This window comes from Streptomyces sp. NPDC001851, assembly GCF_040297165.1.
In the GTDB taxonomy this organism is placed as follows: Bacteria; Actinomycetota; Actinomycetes; order Streptomycetales; family Streptomycetaceae; genus Streptomyces.
This window is the reverse complement of sequence record NZ_JBEOYR010000020.1, coordinates 120,103-138,852: the sequence shown is the minus strand read 5'-3', so window position 1 is coordinate 138,852 and position 18,750 is coordinate 120,103. Positions and strand designations below refer to the sequence as shown.

Annotated in this window: 18 protein-coding genes; 10 read left to right on the top strand and 8 right to left on the bottom strand. The window is 71.1% G+C overall.

Annotated features, from left to right (window positions below; translation table 11 throughout):
* Window position 1: 1 nt before the first annotated feature.
* Window positions 2-457 carry a gamma-glutamylcyclotransferase family protein gene (locus ABT171_RS27775; protein ID WP_351248409.1) on the bottom strand — a complete coding sequence of 152 codons (456 nt, stop codon included), beginning with the start codon at window positions 455-457 and terminating at the stop codon, window positions 2-4.
* Window positions 458-596: 139 nt separating this feature from the next.
* Between ABT171_RS27775 and ABT171_RS27770 the strand changes: the two genes are divergently transcribed.
* The 8 genes from ABT171_RS27770 to ABT171_RS27735 all read left to right on the top strand — a co-directional run bounded on the left by ABT171_RS27770 (window position 597) and on the right by ABT171_RS27735 (window position 9,677).
* The gene (locus ABT171_RS27770) at window positions 597-2,249 is read left to right on the top strand and encodes a M4 family metallopeptidase (protein ID WP_351248407.1); all 1,653 of its coding nucleotides are present in this window, start codon (window positions 597-599) and stop codon (window positions 2,247-2,249) included.
* 276 nt (window positions 2,250-2,525) lie between these two features.
* Window positions 2,526-3,035: a hypothetical protein gene (locus ABT171_RS27765; protein ID WP_351248405.1), complete on the top strand. Its 510-nt coding sequence runs from the start codon at window positions 2,526-2,528 to the stop codon at window positions 3,033-3,035.
* Between the two features lie 239 nt (window positions 3,036-3,274).
* Window positions 3,275-3,913, top strand: a complete 639-nt coding sequence (locus tag ABT171_RS27760) for a class F sortase (RefSeq protein ID WP_351248403.1) — start codon at window positions 3,275-3,277, stop codon at window positions 3,911-3,913.
* 119 nt (window positions 3,914-4,032) lie between these two features.
* On the top strand, window positions 4,033-5,247 hold the full coding sequence (locus ABT171_RS27755; protein ID WP_351248401.1) for an NAD(P)/FAD-dependent oxidoreductase: 1,215 nt from the start codon (window positions 4,033-4,035) through the stop codon (window positions 5,245-5,247).
* The gene (gene nirB / locus ABT171_RS27750) at window positions 5,247-7,856 is read left to right on the top strand and encodes a nitrite reductase large subunit NirB (RefSeq protein ID WP_351248399.1); all 2,610 of its coding nucleotides are present in this window, start codon (window positions 5,247-5,249) and stop codon (window positions 7,854-7,856) included. The genes ABT171_RS27755 and nirB overlap by 1 nt, the downstream gene beginning before the upstream one ends.
* A complete protein-coding gene (nirD, locus tag ABT171_RS27745; protein WP_351248398.1) occupies window positions 7,853-8,206 on the top strand; it encodes a nitrite reductase small subunit NirD in 354 nt (117 codons plus the stop codon). Before nirB ends, nirD begins: the two co-directional genes overlap by 4 nt.
* Window positions 8,207-8,252: 46 nt before the next feature.
* A complete protein-coding gene (locus ABT171_RS27740) occupies window positions 8,253-8,837 on the top strand; it encodes a TetR/AcrR family transcriptional regulator (protein WP_351248396.1) in 585 nt (194 codons plus the stop codon).
* 72 nt (window positions 8,838-8,909) lie between these two features.
* Window positions 8,910-9,677, top strand: coding sequence for an SDR family NAD(P)-dependent oxidoreductase (locus tag ABT171_RS27735; RefSeq protein ID WP_351248394.1), 768 nt, complete (start codon window positions 8,910-8,912; stop codon window positions 9,675-9,677).
* A 6-nt stretch (window positions 9,678-9,683) separates the two neighbouring features.
* Here ABT171_RS27735 and ABT171_RS27730 read toward each other — a convergent pair whose 3' ends face one another.
* The 3 genes from ABT171_RS27730 to ABT171_RS27720 are packed head-to-tail and all read right to left on the bottom strand — an operon-like array spanning window position 9,684 to window position 12,662.
* The gene (locus tag ABT171_RS27730; protein ID WP_351248392.1) at window positions 9,684-10,517 is read right to left on the bottom strand and encodes a carbohydrate ABC transporter permease; all 834 of its coding nucleotides are present in this window, start codon (window positions 10,515-10,517) and stop codon (window positions 9,684-9,686) included.
* Window positions 10,510-11,412: a carbohydrate ABC transporter permease gene (locus ABT171_RS27725; protein ID WP_351248390.1), complete on the bottom strand. Its 903-nt coding sequence runs from the start codon at window positions 11,410-11,412 to the stop codon at window positions 10,510-10,512. The genes ABT171_RS27730 and ABT171_RS27725 overlap by 8 nt, the downstream gene beginning before the upstream one ends.
* On the bottom strand, window positions 11,409-12,662 hold the full coding sequence (locus ABT171_RS27720) for an ABC transporter substrate-binding protein (RefSeq protein WP_351248388.1): 1,254 nt from the start codon (window positions 12,660-12,662) through the stop codon (window positions 11,409-11,411). Before ABT171_RS27720 ends, ABT171_RS27725 begins: the two co-directional genes overlap by 4 nt.
* A gap of 239 nt (window positions 12,663-12,901) precedes the next feature.
* On the opposite strand from ABT171_RS27720, the gene ABT171_RS27715 reads away from it, so the two are divergent.
* A complete protein-coding gene (locus ABT171_RS27715) occupies window positions 12,902-13,432 on the top strand; it encodes a DUF4232 domain-containing protein (protein WP_351248386.1) in 531 nt (176 codons plus the stop codon).
* A 319-nt stretch (window positions 13,433-13,751) separates the two neighbouring features.
* Here the strand turns inward: ABT171_RS27715 and ABT171_RS27710 are convergent, their stop codons facing one another.
* From ABT171_RS27710 to ABT171_RS27695, 4 genes are all read right to left on the bottom strand, one after another.
* Complete coding sequence (locus ABT171_RS27710; RefSeq protein ID WP_351248384.1) at window positions 13,752-16,046, bottom strand: FtsX-like permease family protein; 2,295 nt, start codon at window positions 16,044-16,046, stop codon at window positions 13,752-13,754.
* Entirely contained in the window at window positions 16,043-16,729 is a 687-nt protein-coding gene (locus ABT171_RS27705) for an ABC transporter ATP-binding protein (protein ID WP_351248477.1), read from the bottom strand. The genes ABT171_RS27710 and ABT171_RS27705 overlap by 4 nt, the downstream gene beginning before the upstream one ends.
* 66 nt (window positions 16,730-16,795) lie before the next feature.
* Window positions 16,796-17,206 carry a hypothetical protein gene (locus tag ABT171_RS27700; RefSeq protein WP_351248382.1) on the bottom strand — a complete coding sequence of 137 codons (411 nt, stop codon included), beginning with the start codon at window positions 17,204-17,206 and terminating at the stop codon, window positions 16,796-16,798.
* A gap of 292 nt (window positions 17,207-17,498) precedes the next feature.
* A complete protein-coding gene (locus ABT171_RS27695) occupies window positions 17,499-17,852 on the bottom strand; it encodes an antibiotic biosynthesis monooxygenase family protein (RefSeq protein WP_351248380.1) in 354 nt (117 codons plus the stop codon).
* 270 nt (window positions 17,853-18,122) lie between these two features.
* Here ABT171_RS27695 and ABT171_RS27690 point away from each other — a divergent pair, with 270 nt between their 5' ends.
* Window positions 18,123-18,608 (top strand): DUF3761 domain-containing protein, encoded by a 486-nt coding sequence (locus ABT171_RS27690; RefSeq protein WP_351248378.1) that lies wholly within the window; start codon window positions 18,123-18,125, stop codon window positions 18,606-18,608.
* The last annotated feature ends 142 nt before the right edge of the window (window positions 18,609-18,750 follow it).

Sequence of the window (18,750 nt, the reverse complement as noted above, 5' to 3'; positions counted from 1 at the left end):
CTCAGCGCCGGGACAGCCAGTCCCCGCCCTCGATCAGCCTTCCCCCGGTGCGCAGAGCGCCGGCGACGCGCGGGGCGGCCAGATAGACCCAGGCGGGGACGGGCGTCCCGTCGGTGGTGCGTACGGCCTGCCGGACGACCCGCTCGTACAGGTTGCGGGGGTCGCCCGGCACGTACTCCTCCAGGCGGTCCAGGGCGGCGAGCAGCCCGGGGTAGGCCTCCGGCCGGGCGGTGACCAGTTCACCCCGGATCCCGCCGCCGGGCCGCTCGACGGCGTAGGGGTAGCCGGGGCCGTCGTAGAGCGCCGCGCCGGGCAGCCGGGCCGGTTCCTGCGAGGCGGTGCGGCCCCGCAGGAACAGGTCGTGGTTGGCCTCGCCGGGGCGGAGCGTGCCGTAGACGAAGAACGGCAGCGGGGGCGGCAGCGGGGTCCCGGACCGCTCGGGCTCCTCAGTGATCACGGAAACGATTCTGTACCCCCTTCGGCTCCTCACACATCTCCATGACGGGGCTATGGACATGACATGTCATGGCTCCTTAAATCTCTGGGGACATCAGCGCCACCCCCACGCCTAGATCGGCGCCTCCCCGAGGAGACAGATGAGCCGGATACGCCAGCACGTCCGAGGTACCCGTCGTCTCACCACCACCGCCGGCGTCGCCCTCACCACCGCGACCCTGCTGACCGTCGCCCTCTCCCCCGCCGCCCACGCCGACACCAGACCGACCCGGGCCACCGCGATCCAGAACGCGGCGTCGGCGCTCCTGGCCCACGCCACGAGCCTGGGCCTGACCTCCGCCGAGCACACCAGCGTCCGCGACGTGATCGTGGACAAGGACGGCACCCAGCACGTCCGCTACGACCGCACGTACCACGGACTGCCCGTACTGGGCGGCGACTTCGTGGTCCACCTGGCCCGGGACGGCGCCTACCGCAGCGCGAACCGGGCGACCCGCAGCCCGATATCGCTCAGCTCGGTCGTCCCGGAGGTCTCAGCGCCCAAGGCCGCCGACCTCGCCGTGAACGCCCTGCGCGCCGCCCACCTCGGCAACGCGCTCAAGCAGGTCAAGGCCAAGCCCGAGCTGATCGTCGACGCCCTGCACGGCACCCCGAGGCTCGCCTGGCGCACCAACGCCGCCGGCCGGGACTCGCTCGGCAACCCGGTCGCCCGGACCGTGCTGACCGACGCCCGCACCGGCCACCAGATCGACGCCTGGGACAGCATCGAGACCGCCGCCGGTGACGGCAAGTCGCTCTACAGCGGGACGGTGCCGCTGGAGACGACCCAGTCGGGATCGTCGTACCAGCTCAAGGACCCGACCCGCGGCAACACCTACACCGGTGACGCGGAAGGCAAGACCGACCTGTGCTTCTTCGGCATCTGCTTCAGCCGGGCGCCCGCGACGCTGTTCACGGACGCCGACAACCACTGGGGCAGCGGCACCACCGCCGACCGCGCCTCGGCCGCCGTCGACGCCCAGTACGGCACCAACGAGACCTGGGACTACTACAAGAACGTCCAGGGGCGAAGCGGCATCGCGGGCGACGGCAAGGGCTCGTACAACCGCGTGCACTACGGCAGCAACTACAACAACGCCTTCTGGGACGACAGTTGCTTCTGCATGACGTACGGCGACGGTGACGGGACCACCTTCGGGCCACTGGTGGCGCTGGACGTGGCAGGCCACGAGATGACGCACGGCGTGACGTCCAAGACGGCCGCGCTGACCTACTCGGGCGAGTCCGGCGGGCTCAACGAGGCCACCTCGGACATCCTCGGCACGATGGTCGAGTGGTACGCGAACAACCCCTCCGACCCCGGCGACTACCTCATCGGCGAGAAGATCGTGAAGCCAGGCTTCGGCAAGCCCGCCCTGCGCTTCATGGACAAGCCGTCCAAGGACGGCAACTCGGCGGACTACTGGAGCAGTTCGGTCGGCAACCTCGACGTCCACTACTCCTCCGGCGTCGCCAACCACTTCGCCTATCTGCTGGCGGAGGGCAGCGGACCGAAGACGATCAACGGCGTCAGCTACAACTCGCCGACGTACAACGGCTCCACGGTCACCGGCATCGGCCACGACAAGGTCGGCAAGATCTGGTACCGGGCGCTGACGGTCTACATGACCTCCTCGACGAACTACGCCGGGGCCCGCACGGCCACCCTCAACGCCGCGAAGGACCTGTACGGCGCGGGCAGCACGGAGTACAACGCGGTGGCGGCGGCCTGGAGCGCCGTCAACGTGAACTGAGTGCCGCCGAAGTGAACTGAGCGGCGTGAACCGGGAGAGGGCCGGTGCCTGGCCGGGCACCGGCCCTCTCGTCCATTCGTGTTCTCTTCGCACCGTGCTCTCGGACGGGCCGGCACACGCCTGTGACCTGCTCTGACATCGCGCGGGCTAGGCCGTGTGGGGGCGGGGGCGACACCCGTTCACCGCATTTCTGACGGCCCTTCAGGGAGCGGAACTCCCGGACTGCGACTTACCTCGGTAACGAACGGACCGAGACCCGAAGCCCCGGGGAGCACCATGCGCCGCACCGCCCGTCTGCTGACCGGTACCGCGCTCGTCGTGGCAGCCGCGGCACCCGCCCACGCCGTCGGCACCGGCAGCCTGGACGTGTACCCCTCCACCGTGACTCCCGGCAGCCAGGTCACGGTGAACACCGCCGCGTGCGGGGACAAGGGCTCGGCCACCGGGGACGCCGGCGCGGTCGGTGCCGGCACCTTCACGCTGGCGCCCAGCTCGCACGAGGGCGAGGCGATCGGCCAGTTCCAGGTGCCGCCGAGCGCACAGCCGGGGACGTACGAGATCGTCGCCACCTGTGCGGTGGGCGACCGGCAGGTCAAGGGTGATCTGGTGGTGGCGTTGAGCGCGGCGCCCGAGCAGGTGCAGCCGCGGGGAAGTGTGAAGACGGGGGTCGGCGGCGCACTCGGCCCCGGCCCCGTGCAGACCACGGCGGGTGTGGCGGCACTGGCCGTCGCCGCCGCGGGCGGTACCTGGCTCCTGCATCGCCGGGCGAGAGGCGACGGGATCTGACGGACACCCTCCGCTGTCCGTCATCCGGTACCGCATGCCCCTCCCCCTCCGGGTCCGATGCCCCTCGCGGCCCGGAGGGGGAAGGGACCTTCGGGGTCCGTACCCGGGGGTTCGGGGTCCGTGTCCAGGGTTCGGGATCCGTGTCCGAGGTCCGTCTCCGGGACCCGGGGTTCGGATTGCCCCGGATTCAGAGTTCGGCTCCGGGAGTCGGGGGTCGCGCCCCCGGGAGAGGGATTCGTATGCGCAGGAGCGCCCGGCGTGACCGGCTCGGTGACACCGCGATAGCTGCGCTCACCGTCGTGGCCCTCGGTTGCGGGGTGTGGCTGCTCGGCTGCGGTGCCGGGGCCGACTCGCCGCCGCAGCCGGCCGCCGCCGAGGGCCGCCCGGACCCGGGCGGGGAACGCCTCACGGCCCCCGCGCTCGCGCCGTCCCCGCCCCTGCGCATCCGCATCCCCGCGATCCGCGTGAACGCCCCGCTGATGGGCCTGTCCCTCACCCCGTCCGGCAGCCTCGACGTGCCGCCCGCCCGGGAGAAGAACCTGGCCGGCTGGTACGAGTCCGGCACCATGCCCGGTGAGACGGGCACCGCGATCGTCGCCGGGCACGTCGACAACACGGAGGGCCCCGCCGTCTTCTACGACCTGGGCGCGCTCAAGCGGGGCGCCCGCATCGAGGTGGACCGCCGGGACGGCAGCGTGGCCGTGTTCACCGTGGACGCGGTGGAGGTGTACGAGGCCCGCGACTTCCCCGACGACAAGGTGTACGGCGCGGCTCCCCGCCCCGAGCTCCGGGTCATCACCTGCGGCGGCGGCTACTCGAAGGCCACCGGCTACCAGGGCAACGTCGTGGTGTTCGCGCATCTGACGGGCAGCCGTTAGCGCCGCAGCCGGACGACGGACCGACCTCACACACCCCCGCAGCGGCAGCTGAGGGCAGCGTTCCTCACGGGAAACAGAGGTGATGCGGCCGGGTAACGTCGGGACCGCACGCTCAGGGCATGACCTCGAATACGCGTGTGGTGGTGATCGGCGCCGGCCTCGCGGGCGTACGGCTCGCCCGGCGGCTCGGTGAGCTGGGCACGCCCGCGCTGCTCGTCGGCGAGGAGGAGCACCCGCCGTACAACCGGGTGCTGCTCGCCGAGGTGCTGGCCGGCCGCTACGCCCCGGAGGTGATCGGCCTCCCGGCACCGGCGGGGCTGCTCCGGGCCCGGGTCACCGGGATCGACCGGGACGCCCGGACCGTCGAGTGCGCCGACGGCTCCTCGATCGCATACGACACGCTGGTCCTCGCCACCGGGTCGAATCCGGTGCTGCCGCCGCTGCGCGGGCTGTTCACCCCCGGCCACCGGCTTCCCGAGGGCGTCCACGCCTTCCGCACGATGGACGACTGCCTGGGGCTGGCCGAGGCGGTCCGGCCGGGCGTGCGCGCGGTGGTCATCGGCGGCGGGCTGCTCGGCGTCTCCGCCGCCCGCGCGCTCGCCGTGCGCGGCGCACAGGTGGTCCTCGCCCAGCAGGCCGAACGGCTCATGGAGCGCCAGCTCGACCCGGACGCCTCCCGGCTGGTGCTGCGGCACCTCACCGAGCTGGGCGTCGAGGTGCACACCGAGTGCCGGGTGCGGGACGTGCGCTCGGTCGCGGGCGCGGTCCGCTCGGTGGAGATGGCCGACGGCTACGCCCTCGACGCGGATCTCGTGGTCCTCGCCTGCGGGGTACGGCCGCGCACCGGGCTCGCCGAACAGGCCGGTCTCGCCGTGCGCAAGGGCATCCTCGTCGACGACGAACTGCGCACCTCCGACCCGCACATCCGCGCCGTCGGCGACTGCGTCCAGCACGACGGCACGGTCTACGGACTGGCCGCACCGGCGCTGGAACAGGCCGACGCGCTCGCCGAACTGCTCGCGGGCAACCCCGGTGCCCGGTACTCCGGCACCCGTTCCCTGACCCGGCTGACCCTCACCGGTCCGGGCTCCCCCTTCGACCTGGCCGCGTTCGGCGAGACCGAGGCGCGCCCCGGCGACGACGTCGTACGGCTCGCGGACGCCACCCGCGGCACCTACCGCAAGGTCGTCGTCCGCGACGACCGCCTGGTCGGCGGGGTCCTCGTCGGCGAACTCGGCACCGTCGGCGCGCTCGCCCGCGCCTGGGAGGGAGCAGAGCCGCTCCCCGACGACGGCCCCCTGCTCCACCTGCTCACCCATGACGGAGGCTCCTGATGTCCACGGACACCCGCACGGACACCCCCACGATCGTGCTCGTCGGCCACGGCATGGTCGGCCAGCGCTTCCTCGAAGCGCTCGCCGAGCGCGGCCTGACCGCCACGCACCGCGTGGTCGTGCTGTGCGAGGAGCCGCGTCCGGCGTACGACCGCGTCGCCCTCACCTCGTACTTCTCGGGCAGGACGCCCGAGGACCTCTCCATGACCGACATGGAGTTCATCGACACGCACGGCATCGAGCTGTACGTCGGCGACCCCGCGGAGACGATCGACCGCGGGGCGAAGAAGGTCACGGCCCGGTCCGGCCGGGTCTTCGCGTACGACACCCTGGTCCTGGCCACCGGCTCGTACCCCTTCGTGCCGCCGGTGCCGAACAGGGACGCCGAGGGCTGTTTCGTCTACCGGACCATCGAGGACCTGCTCGCCATCGAGGAGTACGCGAAGACGAAGGCGACCACCGGCGCCGTGGTCGGCGGCGGCCTGCTCGGCCTGGAGGCGGCCGGCGCGCTGAAGGGCCTCGGACTGACCGCGCACATCGTGGAGTTCGCGCCGCGCCTGATGCCGGTGCAGGTCGACGAGGGCGGCGGCGCGGCGCTGCTGCGGACCATCGAGGGCATGGGCCTGACCGTGCACACGGGCGTGGGCACGCAGGAGATCGTCACCGGCGCGGACGGCTCGGTCAGCGGCATGAAGCTGTCCGACGGTTCCGAACTGGCCACCGACCTGGTGGTGTTCAGCGCCGGTGTCCGCCCCCGCGACCAGCTGGCCCGGGACTGCGGCCTCGCGGTCGGCGAGCGCGGCGGCATCACGGTCGACGAGCAGTGCCGTACGGTCGGCGACCCGCACGTGTTCGCGATCGGCGAGTGCGCGCTGGCGGCGGACGGCCGGGTGTACGGCCTGGTGGCGCCCGGCTACGAGCAGGCGGAGACGGCCGCGGCCACCATCGCCGGGGACGAGGCCGCCTTCACCGGCGCCGACCTGTCCACCAAGCTGAAGCTGCTCGGCGTGGACGTGGCCTCCTTCGGCGACGCGCACGGCACCACCGAGGGCTGCCTGGACGTCGTCTACTCCGACTCCCGCGCCGGCCTGTACAAGAAGCTGGTCATCGGCGCGGACGACACGCTGCTCGGCGGCATCCTGGTCGGTGACGCGGAGGCGTACGGCACCCTGCGCGCGCTCACCGGCTCGGTACCTCCCGTCTCCCCCGAGTCGCTCGTCCTGCCCGCCGGAGCCGACTCGGGGGCCCAGCTCGGCCCGTCCGCGCTGCCGGACGAGGCGGTCATCTGCTCCTGCCACAACGTCAGCAAGGGCACGATCCGCGGCGCGGTCACCGAGCACAAGTGCACCTCGGTGCCCGAGGTGAAGAAGTGCACCAAGGCCGGTACCGGCTGCGGCTCCTGCGTCAAGGTGCTCGGCCAGCTGGTCGACGCCGAGCTGGAGGCGTCCGGCATCGAGGTCGACAAGGGCCTGTGCGGCTGCTTCGCCCAGACCCGCGAGGAGCTGTACGAGATCGTCCTCGCGCTGCGCATCACGTCGTACCAGGAACTGCTGGACCGCTACGGCCGCGAGGGCGCCCGGGGCGGTGACGGCTGCGAGACCTGCAAGCCGGCCGTGGGCTCGATCATCGCCTCCCTCGCCCCGACGATCGGCGCGAGCGGCTATGTCCTGGACGGCGAGCAGGCCGCCCTGCAGGACACCAACGACCACTTCCTCGCCAACCTGCAGAAGAACGGCTCGTACTCGGTCGTGCCGCGCATCCCCGGCGGTGAGATCGCCCCCGAGAAGCTGATCGTGATCGGCGAGATCGCCCGGGACTTCGGCCTCTACACGAAGATCACCGGCGGCCAGCGGATCGACATGTTCGGCGCGCGCGTCGAGCAGCTGCCGCTGATCTGGGCCCGGCTGGTGGACGCCGGCTTCGAGTCCGGGCACGCCTACGGCAAGGCGCTGCGCACGGTGAAGTCCTGCGTGGGCTCCACCTGGTGCCGGTACGGCGTCCAGGACTCCGTCAGGATGGCGATCGACCTGGAGCTGCGCTACCGGGGCCTGAGGTCGCCGCACAAGCTCAAGTCCGCCGTCTCCGGGTGCGCCCGCGAGTGCGCCGAGGCCCAGTCGAAGGACTTCGGGGTCATCGCCACCTCCAACGGCTGGAACCTGTACGTCGGCGGCAACGGCGGTGCCACCCCGCGCCACGCGGACCTGCTCGCCCAGGACCTGTCCGACGCCGAACTCGTGCGCCTCATCGACCGGTTCCTGATGTTCTACATCCGCACCGCCGACCGCCTGGAGCGCACGAGCACCTGGCTGGAGCGGATCCCCGGCGGCCTGGACCACGTACGGGACGTGGTGGTGCACGACTCGCTCGGCATCTGCGACGAGCTGGAGCAGCTGATGCGGGCGCACGTCGCCCACTACCGCGACGAGTGGGCCGAGACCATCGACGACCCCGAGAAGCTCGCCCGGTTCGTGTCCTTCGTGAACGCCCCGGACACCCCGGACCCGGTCGTCGCCTTCGTCCCCGAGCGCGACCAGATCAAGCCCGACCTGCCGCTGCTGTCCATCGGTACGCGGCCCGCCGACGACGTCCTGGAAGGAAGCGCCCGATGACCCTGGCTGTCGAGACCACCGACCTGAAGGTCCAGCTCCGGCTCGCCGGCGACGACTGGTTCACGGCCTGCGACCTGAGCACGCTCATCCCCGGCCGCGGGGTGGCCGCCCTGCTGCCGGACGGCCGTCAGGTGGCCCTCTTCCGCGACCGCGCCGACCGGCTGTACGCCGTGGACAACCGCGACCCCTTCACCGGCGCGGCCGTCCTCTCCCGCGGTCTGACCGGCACCCACCAGGACCGCCCGTTCGTGGCCTCGCCGCTGCTGAAGCAGCGCTTCGACCTGGTCAGCGGGCAGTGCCTGGACGACGAGGCGGTCCGGGTGGCCGCCTACGAGGTACGGACGGCGTAACCTCCGGTCTTGACCGATCGTTTCAGAAAAGCCTAGGCTGCGTCACGTGGCCAGGACCAAGGAATTCGACCCGGACGCCGCGCTGCAGTCAGCCCTGGAGCTGTTCTGGCGGCGCGGCTACGAGGCGACCTCGATGGCCGACCTGGTCGCCCACCTGGGGATCGGCAGGGCGAGCCTGTACGCGACGTTCGGCAGCAAGCACGAGCTGTACCTGAGGGCGCTGGACCGGTACGGGCAGGCCCAGAACCCGCTGCTGACCCGGGAGCTGTCCCCGCCCGGCCCGGTCCTGCCGGCCGTCCGCGGGCTGGTCCGGCGGTTCGCCGCCGAGGCCGCGGCGGAGGCCACCCGGGAGCAGGGCTGCCTGGTCACCAACACGGCCGTCGAACTGGCCCCGCACGACCCGGCCGCCGCCCGCCGCGTGCAGCAGAGCTGGGACGGCCTGGAGACGCTGCTGCACTCCGCGCTGGTCCGCGCCCGCGCCCAGGGCGAGCTGCCCGGAGGCCGCGACCCGCTCGCCCTCGCCCGCATGCTGCTCGTCCTGCTCCAGGGCCTGCGGGTGGTCGGCAAGGCCGCCACCGACCCGGCCAGGGTGCGGGACGCGGCGGAGCAGGCACTGGCGCTGCTCGACTGAGAACCCACGGCCGGCAGCGCCTTCTTTCGCATCTCATACTGAACCGATCGGTTAAAAAACCGGGGGACCACCATGACGCATCGCTTCACCGGCCGCACCGCCCTCGTCACCGGCGCCGGCAGCGGCATCGGCCGAGGCATCGCGCTCGCCTTCGCCCGCGAGGGCGCGCACGTGGTCGTCGCCGGGCGCCGCGAGCAGCCGCTGCGGGAGACGGCGGAGCTCGTCGAGCGGGCGGGCGGCAAGGCACTGGCCGTCCCCGCGGACGTCACCAGCGCCGGTGACCTGCGGGACCTGGTGTCCGCCGCCGTGGACCGGTTCGGCTCCCTGGACGTGGCGGTGAACAACGCCGGCGTCATGACCGGACGCGGGCGGCTCGCTGCGGACCTGCCCGAGGAGGACTGGCGGACGATGCTCGACATCAACGTCACCGGCGTGCTCCTCGCCCTCCAGGCCGAGGTCGCCCAGATGCGGACCCAGCCGAACGGCGGGGCCATCGTGAACATCGCCTCCCGGATCGGCGTCCACAGCCGGCTGCGCGGCACCACCGGCTACGCCGTCACCAAGGCGGCCGTGTCGGTGCTCAGCCGCGGCGCCGCGCTGGACCACATCGCCGACGGTGTGCGCATCAACGCCGTCAGCCCCGGCCCCACCGCCACGGACATGTCCTTCAAGCCCGGCGAGACGGAGGCCGACCGGGCGGCCCGGATGCGCGCCGAGGCCCCGCTCGGCCGGGTCTCCACGGTCGAGGAGGTCGCCGCCGCCGTGCTCTACCTGGCCTCGGACGACGCGGCCTCGGTCGTCGGCACCGACCTGGTGGTGGACGGCGGCTCGACGGCCTGACCCGGTTCAGTCGATCCCGGACCGCTCCACCCCCGCCACGATCCAGCGCTGGAAGCACAGGAACACCAGCAGCAGCGGAAGGACGGACACCACGGCCGCGACGAACAGCTCGTGCAGCCGGATCACCTGGGACGTCGTGAACGACGACAACGCCACCTGCACCGTCCAGGCGCTCCGGTCCTGCCCGATCACCAGCGGCCACAGGAAGGAGTTCCACGCGCCGAGGAAGACGACCGTGCCCACCGCCGCGAACACCGGCCGCGCGTTCGGCACGACCACCCGCCAGTACGTGCGCCAGTACCCGAGCCCGTCGACCTGCGCAGCGTCCTCCAACTCCCGTGGAAAGCCCAGGAAGTACTGCCGGAAGACGAAACAGGCGAACGCCGGGAACAGCGTCGGGACGATCAGCCCGCGCAGGGTGGAGATCCAGCCCAGCGACGACACCAGCACGAAACTCGGCACGAAGGTGACGGCGGCCGGGACCAGCAAGGTGCCGAGGATGCCGTAGAAGACCTTGTTCGCGTGCCGGTACGGGATGCGGGCGAGGCCGTAGCCCGCGAGGGACGCGAGGAACAGGGTGCCCAGGGTCGTCGCGACGGCGATCAGCGCGGAGTTGAGCAGCGAGCGGGCGAACGGAACGGACGGGTCGTCGAACAGCTCCCGGATGTTCCCCCACCTCAACTCGCCGGGGAAGAAGGTCCATTCGGGCGAGGTGATGTCCTGTTCGCTGGACAGCCCGTTGCGCACCAGCAGATAGAAGGGAATGAGGAAGAGCAGAGCGAGCACGACGAGCAGCACCAGCCGCAGCGCCCGCCCGGCGCGCACCAGGGCGTCATCCATCGGCGTCCGTCCTTCCCAGCCTCAGCCATCGCGCCTGCCCCACCGTGACGACCGCGATGACCAGCGCGAGGATCACCGCGCCCGCACTGCCGAGCCCCAGGTCCTGCCCCTGGCCGAGGGCGGTGTAGTAGAGGTAGACGAGCGGCGGCCGGGCGTACGGCGGATACCCGCGCGCATCGGACAGCAGGTTGTAGAACTCGTCGAAGGCCTGGAAGGCGTTGATGACGAGCAGCAGCACCACCGCGACCGAGGTGGCCCGCAGCTGGGGCAGGGTGATGTGCCGCAGCACGGTCCATCCCGGCCGGGCCCCGTCCACGGCGGCCGCCTCGTACAGCACCGGATCGATCCGCTGCAGCCCGGCCAGGAACAGGACCATGTAGAACCCGGCCTGCAGCCACAGCCGTACCGTGACGATGACCAGCCAGTACCAGGGCGGATCGGTGCCGGCCAGCCAGGCGACGGGATCGCCCCCGAACCACCCGAGGACGGTGTTCGCCAGCCCGAACCGCACCCCGTTGAAGATCGACATCTTCCACACCAGCGCGGCGACGACATAACTGCACGCGGCCGGGAGGAAGAAGACCGACCGGAAGAACGCGCGGGCGCGCCGCAGCCGGTTCACCATCAGGGCGAGGGAGAGCGAGCACACGTAGGTGACCGGCACGATGAAGGCGGTGAAGAGGAGGAAGGTCCGCAGACTGCCGAGAAAGGCGTCATCCCGCACCATCGCCGTGTAGTTGTCCAGCCCCACGAAGTGCGTCGGCGTGACCGTGTTGCGGGCGTCGAAGAAGCTGAGGCCCACGCTCCACAGCAGCGGAACGTAGGTGAACAGCGCCAGCCCGAGCGCGAACGGCCCCACGAACACCCAGAACCAGAGTGCTCCGCGGCGCCTCACGACGTCTTCTTCACCCGGGCGAGCTCGCCGGTCACCTTCCGTACGACGGCCCGCAGTTCGCCCGCCGGATCGGCCCCGCTCGTGATGATCCGGCTGAGCGCGTCCTGGTAGGCGGTCTGCGAGGCGGGCGTCCACAGCAGGGGCTGGGCGTAGCCGTGGTCGGTGGTGAAGCGTACGGCGTCGGCCGCGGCACCCGAGCGCAGCGCGGCCGCCTTCCTGGCGAGGGAGGTCCGGGCCGGGATGTGGAAGCCGTAGGACAGCGCGAAGTCCTCCTGGTAGTCGGTCCGTTCGACCCACAGCCACTTCACGAAATCCTTGGCGGCCTGCTGGTGCCTGCCGCGCGCGCTGACGGCGGCGCCGTAGGCTCCGACGGGCACGGAGGGCTTCCCCTGGCTGCCGTCCCCGGGGAACGGCAGCACGCCGAAGTCGTCGCCGAGTTCCTTCTCGATCTGCGGCAGCGCCCACAGCCCGGACCACTGCATCGCGGTCAGCCCCTGGATGAAGGCGGAGGGGTCGGACCAGTCGGCGGGCGCGCCGAGGAGCAGGGACTTGCCGGCGTACAGCTGGTGCAGCTTGCCGAGGGTGCGGGCGGCGGCGGGGTCGTCGAAGCCCACCTTGCCGTCCTCGGTGACGAGTTGGAGCCCGGCGGCGTACAGGGGCGTACCGCCGAGCACACCGGCTCCCCCGTCGTTGCCCAGGAACAGCCCCTTGACCTTGCTGCCGGTGAGCTTCCTCGCGGCGTCCACGAGGGCGTCGAGCGTGGCGGGCGGCTCGACCCCGGCGTCCTTCAGCATGCTCTTGCGGTAGTAGAGCATCTGCATGTCGATGACCTGCGGAATGCCCCAGACCCGGCCGTCGTACGTCTTCGGCGCGAGGACGGCCGGGTTGAAGTCGTCCCGGACGTCCTTGACCAGCTCGGTGAGGTCGACGACCTGACCGCCCCGGATCTGGTCGAGCGTGGGCCCGTTCACCTCGAAGACGTCCGGCCCGGAGCCGGTGAGCAGGGCGGCGGCGGTCTGCTGGTCGTAGTTCCCGGGCCGCCACTGCACCGTGACCCGTGCCTTCTTGTAGGCGGCGGCGTACCGCTCGACGGCCTGCTCGGTGCCGGCCTCACCATACTGGTGGTACCACTGCGACAGCTCCGTCCCGCCCCCGCCCCCGCGCCCGGTGTCGGACCCGCAGCCGGCGAGTAGTCCGGCACCGGCCGCCCCGGCTCCCGCGGCCAGCAGTGCTCTGCGGCTGATCGTCATCGTCGGTGCCCCCTGACGTCGGTCATCCTCGTCATCGATGCACGGTCCAACGATCAACCCTGCACGCCGATTACGAAAGAGGGGTTGCGGCTGTGTGTCGGGGAACGCGGGAAGGGACACCCGGGGACGGCGAGCGGGACGGCGCCCCGCCGGGCGGCGACGCACAACTTTTCCGGCCCCGGGTGCATCCAACACAGTGACACTCGTCCACCGATTCGCCCGATGGAGGCGGATACGACATGTTTGCATCTGCGCGAGGCGCGACCGCCGTACTGACCGCCGCCCTGCTCGGACTGACAGCCGCGGGAGCCGCGCGGAGTGCGACCCCGACGGCACCCGCGGCGGCGGCCCGGGCCTCGACCGCCGTCCGAACCTGCACCACGAGCGACCTCTACCTCTCCATGGGCCGCAAGGAGGGCGCGGCGGGGTCGCTGTACTGGTCGATCCGGTTCACCAACACCAGTACGACCGGCTGCACCCTGCGCGGCTATCCGGGCGTCAGCGTCCTGGACACCGCGCACCACCAGATCGGCCCGGCCGCCACCCACAGCGGCAGCCCCTACGGCACCGTCACGCTCGCCCCCGCCCACTCGGCGTCGGCGATCGCGCGCACCACCAACGGACCGGTGGGCGGGCCGTGCCTGCGCACCGGCACCTACCTGCGGATCTACCCGCCGGCCTCGCACACCGCGGCCCTCCTCCCGGCCCCCTGGCAGACGTGCTCCGGCGTCTTCCAGGTCGGCCCGGTGAATGTGCAGGGCAACTTCTGAGGAGGAGACGAGGAAGCCGAAGGGGCGGCCGGCCGGGACGGGGGCCGCCCCTCGCACCTCCCGGCGGTGCGGTTCAGATACCGGAACCGGTGCGCTCCTCCCGACGTGAGCCACGCCGACGGGCGACCGACATCGGATCCCAGCGGTCGCGCAGCGGGCGCCTGGCGGACACGCCGGCCGCCGGGCCGCTCTGACCGCCGAGGACACGTACGCCCTCGGCCTCCGCGCCCTGCTGGACGGCCTCCTGTCGACCGCGGACCGACCACAACACCCCGGGGCGGCACCCGCACCGGGCACCGCCCCACGCTGCTGTCGGCGCTCAGTCCCGCCGAATCAACTCCGGATCGATCCGCCGCCCGGCCAACGGCAACGACCCGAGGGCAGCGACGACAACGGCCCCGAGCGCACAGGCGAGCAGCAGCGGCACGCCCTTCCCGTCCCAGAAGATCGCACCGCCCCCGGTGACGAGGTAACTGGACTCGGCGGCCTTCCCGGTGACGACTGCCAACACCAGCCCCACGGTCAACGGCACCACGACCTGCGCCACCTGCGCGGCCCGCAGGGTGCGCGGCCGCGCGCCGAGCAAGGCCAGTGCCGTGACCTGCGGCTTCCGTTCCATGGCCCGGTCGGTGGCCGCGACCAGGTAGGCGGCCACGCCGATGATCAGACCGAGCACCATGCCGATGGCGAGCAGGGTCTTGACGACGGCGATCTGCTGGAGGGCGGTTACGTTGATGCCGTAGGGGTCTACGGCGATGGTGGGATCGACGGCGCCGATTCCGTCCAATACGTTTCGCACGGTTGCGGGGTCCGAGCCACTGATCAGGATCAGGCTGGCGCCGTCGGGACGGTAACCGGCGGGGAGGAAGGACGGTGGCAGGAGGAGGTCCGCGTCCATCGCCTGGATGTCATCCCAGTCGCGGTACCGAAGGATTTCCTGTGGCACTTTCAGTCGCTGGACGCGACGGTGTCCGCCTTTCCAGAAGTGGAACGGGAAGGTTGCTCCCGGCCTGACGTCGTCGTGAGGATATCCGTTGGCCACATCCAGCAGCCGGACGGGACGGCCGTCGACGCAGCCGTCGACCTTCGGCACCGACTCCCGCAGCTGGCCGCATGTGGCGATCACCGCCTCAAGAGCGGGTTGGTACGTGTCGACGCGGAGATCCGTCCATGAGCGCAGTCGGACGCCATGCCCCCGAACGCCGCTGATGCTCTCCAAAGCGTGCTGTTCCTCGGCGGTCACACCGTCGAGCCCGATGTTGTAGATCTGCACAGGTGAGTCGTGCCGGGAAACCTGGTCGAGTTCGATCAGGACGCCTTGGACGAGCGAAGCCGCGTACACCAACAGGACCAGGCCCGTCGCCACGCGGAGGGCGCCGCCGGGTTCCGCCTCGTTGCGCCGCATGGCCAGGCCCAAGGACAGCGAGCCGCTCGACCGGGCCACCCGGCCGGCGAGGACCTGCGAGAGGAGCGGTAGCGCCGCTACCAGTCCGGCACCGACCAGTACGACGGAGAGTGGCATGAGGACGGCGGACACGTGGGTGTCCCGCGGCGCATGACCCGTCGCGCCCGCCACGCAGTACCCGGCGACGATGCCCAGCCCGGGAACGAGCGGGAGCAGCCCCCACTTGCCGGGCGGTTTCTGCACGGCACTGCGCCGTACGGCCAGCGGGTTCGCCGCCGCCTTCCGAGCACTCGCCCGTCCCACGAACCAGGCGAGGGCGGGGCAGCCGAGCAGACAGACGAGGATCGTCGAGAGGCTGAGGGTGCCGTCGCTCGGATACCACTTGAAGCCGGGGAGGCCCGCACGGCTGATCATTTGGTTGACCAACTCATAGATTCCGAGGCCGAGCACGGCACCGAGCAGCAGGGCAGCCACCGTCTCGGCCGCATTGACCCGCTGAACCGCCTTCGTACTCAAGCCGAGAAGGCGCAGCGCGGCCAACCGCCGTACTCGGGCGGCCGCGGAGAGCCTGGCGCACACGGAGAGGAAGACCGCCAGGGGCAGCAGTACGACACCGGCCAGGGTGTACCGCACGATGTCGAGGGTCGACTTCTCCACTGTGGGGCTCGGCGGATAGGGCTCGCCGAAGAGCGTGACGACGTCGGCGTCCCTGAGCGTGTGCGGGGGGACGCCGATGTACGCGTACAACTCATCAGGACGGGCAAGGCCTTGGGCGCCGATGAGTCCTCGTTCCCGTCCTGGGAGGAGTTGGGCGAGCCCTGGCTCCCTGTGGAGCGCCTCGTGCAACCGCGGAGACAGGAAGATCTCACCCGGTCGCGGGACTGCCACCAGCCCAAGTGGCGGTTCGATGTGTTTGGTTCCGGCTGCGATGAAGACGCGGGTCATGGGGCGCGAGCCGAGCGGGTCAGTCCTGGTCAGTTGCCGTGGGGCTCCCTTGGCGTCCGCGCAGTGCCCCTGTGAGTCCCTGGCGCAGGTCGGCTGGCGCGCGGCCATGCGGGCGTCCTGGGCTGCCAGGATCCCCGGGATGGTCAGGACCACGGCGAGGCAGCTCACGCCGATCGCGCTGCCCAGGGTCATGAGGAGGAACCTCACCCGGTTTCCCCGCCCGCTGCCCAGGAGCAGGCGCAGCCCCAGGAGCAGTTCTCTCACGTCGCCTCCCGGGCGTGCGTGGCGAGAGCACCGTCCCGCATCATGTAGTGGGTGTCCGCTCGGGCCGCCACCTGCTGGTCGTGCGTAACGAGCACCACGGCCGTCCCCTGGGACCGCGCCAGCGCCAGGAACTCCTCCAGTACGGCCGTGGCGTTGGCGCTGTCGAGGGAGCCGGTGGGCTCGTCGGCGAACACAACGGCCGGCTGGTGGACCAACGCACGGGCGACGGCGACGCGTTGGCTCTGTCCCCCGGACACCTGCGAGGGCCGGCTGCGCCGCAGATCCGCGAGGCCGAGCCGACCGAGCACCTCGCCCGCCGCGGCGAGCGCGGGTGCCTTGCGTTGTCCGGCAAGGCGGAGCGGCAGGGCGGTGTTCTCCTCGATGGTCAGCTCTGGCAGCAGTTCGCCGTACTGGAAGACGAACCCGAACCGCTCGCGGCGGAGGGCACTGAGTTCCTCGTCGGGCAGCTCAGCGAGGACACGCCCCTCGAATCGGACCTCGCCGCGGGCGACGGGCAGCACTCCGGCCAGGCAATACAGCAGCGACGACTTGCCCGAGCCGCTCTGCCCGGTGATCGCGGCGACCTCACCGCGACGGAGGGAGATCTTCGCGTTCCGTACCGCGGGAGTGTCACCGTAGAAGAGGTCGACGCCCGCGGCGGACAGGACTTCTGACGTATTGATGGCGTTCCCCTAGGGAGGGCGCGAGCCCGAACGCGGGGGTCCGGGCTCTGGATGTACAGAAGAGTCCTAGTGGTTGGCGAAGTGCTGCTCGGGAGAGCAGTTGTCCGGACGGAGGCTTCCCCGGTCGCGGCACGCGCGCATGTACGCGTCCATGGTGTAGCGCTCAGCACCGTCCCAGTTGGAGTGGTGCATCCACACCGACTGCTTCTGCTTGCCGTAGTAGCGGACCCAGTCGTGGCCCTCAACGCGGACCTGCATGTAGACGTTGTGGCCGTCGCTGCTGCTCGCGTCGCGGAGCTTGCCGGACCACTCGAAGGCGCCGTGGTTCACCTCTGCGCGGTTGAAGGTGTACTGGCTCTCCGCGAACTCGACGCCTCCTGACCTGAGCACAGGAATCGCGGACCAAGCCGCAGCCGCCGTCCCCGCAGCCGTGAGCATCAGACCGGCCGCCGCCAGGCCCACCAGCGCCTTCTTCATCCCGATACCTCCGTCATCACCGGCAGCTCGGACAGCCACCGCACGATCACGGAATGTAACGCCATGAAAGCGCAAAGAAACGATCTGCCCACCTCATCACCACCACATCAGGTGATCGACAACCAGACACCGGCCGAAAGTAACCACTCCTCCTCGACGTGCCCCCACCAGGCTTCGCCGGTGGGGGCACGGTCCACCCGTCTTCTTCGCCACCGGACAGCCTGGAGGGACGGCGCTTGCCGGCCCAGGGGGTGAGTTGGGCTGATCAGCCTGCTGTCGGGCTCCGCGCGACCTACGCTCGGGTAAACCCGTGGCTCCGCTCCACTTTCGCCACGTGCAGCGTGTAGCTCCGGTACCACTCGGCTTGCCCACGCTTTTGCGCCGCGCGGTGCTCGGCGTCGCTCCGCCACTCCGCGAGGGCGTCGGCGTCGCGGAAGTACCCGACCGTGATGCCCAGCCCGCCAGGAGTCTGCGCGTGGTCCATCCCCAGGAACCCGGGGACGTCCTTGACCAGGTCTTCCATGCGTGCGCTGGTCTCGCTGTAGCCGCTCTGGTCCTGGGTTCGCACCGTAGTGAAGACGGCCACGTAGTAGGGGGGTTCGTAGGCCTCGACGGGCATGACAGGCGCTTCCGAGTGATCGCTCATGGCGCCACCGTAAGGCGGGATGCGCCACCGAACGCAATGCGAAGACACGCAAGCGTCGCAAGTGACGCCAGCCGGTGTCGGGTGGCGTCCAGCGCTGACATCAACGACAGCGGACAGCGGCGGCGCGGCGCGGTCCGAGACGGCCACGGCCGCCCGCCCCCGGTGAATACCGCTGGAGCGGTCACGAATAGGTGACTACTGCACGGAAACTTCACATCGGCTTCACATCTGGCGCTACGGTCTTCCCTCCAACGCGCCCTGGGGGGACACATGAGTAACCCGTACACCATGCCGCCGCAGCCGCCCATACGAACGGCCCCGAAATGGGCGCGGAAGCGGTACGTGCTGCCTGCAATCGGTCTCGCCTTCTTCCTCGGTGTCGGTGCCGGCGGCAGCGGCCAGAACAACGGGACCGATGCGAAGCCGACGGCGGACAAGGTGAAGCCGACGGCGACGGTCACCGCGACGGCAACGGCCACGGAGACCGCGAAGCCGAAGCCGGCTCCTACGGTGACGGCGACGAAGACGGTCAAGGTGAAGGTGACCGTGACCGCGCATGCGGCAGCCGCGGATTCGGGGAACGGCGGGAGTTCGTCGGGCGGGTCGTCCGGGAGTAGCGGCTCCAGCTCGTCGGGCGGCTCCAGCGGCGCCGGGAACGGTGCAACCGCGCTCTGCAACGACGGTACGTACTCGTACGCCGCTCACCACCAGGGCGCCTGCTCGCACCACGGCGGCGTAGCGGTGTTCTACCGGTAGGCCCGGTGCGGGGTGCCGCACCCGGAGGGTGCAACGAGGGCACAACGGCTTCGCGCGGGTGCAACGGCAGCCAATGTCAGCAAACGTCACTTTGCCTGGTCAGGGACGTAGCTTGACAGTCTCCACGGACGATGCACGGAGA

What these genes read in the sequence shown, in the direction of transcription:
- ABT171_RS27755 (WP_351248401.1), top strand. Translation starts at nt 4,033, where the DNA reads ATGACCTCGAATACGCGTGTGGTGGTGATCGGCGCCGGCCTCGCGGGC.
- ABT171_RS27760 (WP_351248403.1), top strand. Translation starts at nt 3,275, where the DNA reads ATGCGCAGGAGCGCCCGGCGTGACCGGCTCGGTGACACCGCGATAGCT.
- ABT171_RS27770 (WP_351248407.1), top strand. Translation starts at nt 597, where the DNA reads ATGAGCCGGATACGCCAGCACGTCCGAGGTACCCGTCGTCTCACCACC.
- nirB (WP_351248399.1), top strand. Translation starts at nt 5,247, where the DNA reads ATGTCCACGGACACCCGCACGGACACCCCCACGATCGTGCTCGTCGGC.
- ABT171_RS27695 (WP_351248380.1), bottom strand. Translation starts at nt 17,852, where the DNA reads ATGAGCGATCACTCGGAAGCGCCTGTCATGCCCGTCGAGGCCTACGAA.
- ABT171_RS27720 (WP_351248388.1), bottom strand. Translation starts at nt 12,662, where the DNA reads ATGACGATCAGCCGCAGAGCACTGCTGGCCGCGGGAGCCGGGGCGGCC.
- ABT171_RS27730 (WP_351248392.1), bottom strand. Translation starts at nt 10,517, where the DNA reads ATGGATGACGCCCTGGTGCGCGCCGGGCGGGCGCTGCGGCTGGTGCTG.
- ABT171_RS27735 (WP_351248394.1), top strand. Translation starts at nt 8,910, where the DNA reads ATGACGCATCGCTTCACCGGCCGCACCGCCCTCGTCACCGGCGCCGGC.
- ABT171_RS27700 (WP_351248382.1), bottom strand. Translation starts at nt 17,206, where the DNA reads ATGAAGAAGGCGCTGGTGGGCCTGGCGGCGGCCGGTCTGATGCTCACG.
- ABT171_RS27765 (WP_351248405.1), top strand. Translation starts at nt 2,526, where the DNA reads ATGCGCCGCACCGCCCGTCTGCTGACCGGTACCGCGCTCGTCGTGGCA.
- ABT171_RS27690 (WP_351248378.1), top strand. Translation starts at nt 18,123, where the DNA reads ATGAGTAACCCGTACACCATGCCGCCGCAGCCGCCCATACGAACGGCC.
- nirD (WP_351248398.1), top strand. Translation starts at nt 7,853, where the DNA reads ATGACCCTGGCTGTCGAGACCACCGACCTGAAGGTCCAGCTCCGGCTC.
- ABT171_RS27715 (WP_351248386.1), top strand. Translation starts at nt 12,902, where the DNA reads ATGTTTGCATCTGCGCGAGGCGCGACCGCCGTACTGACCGCCGCCCTG.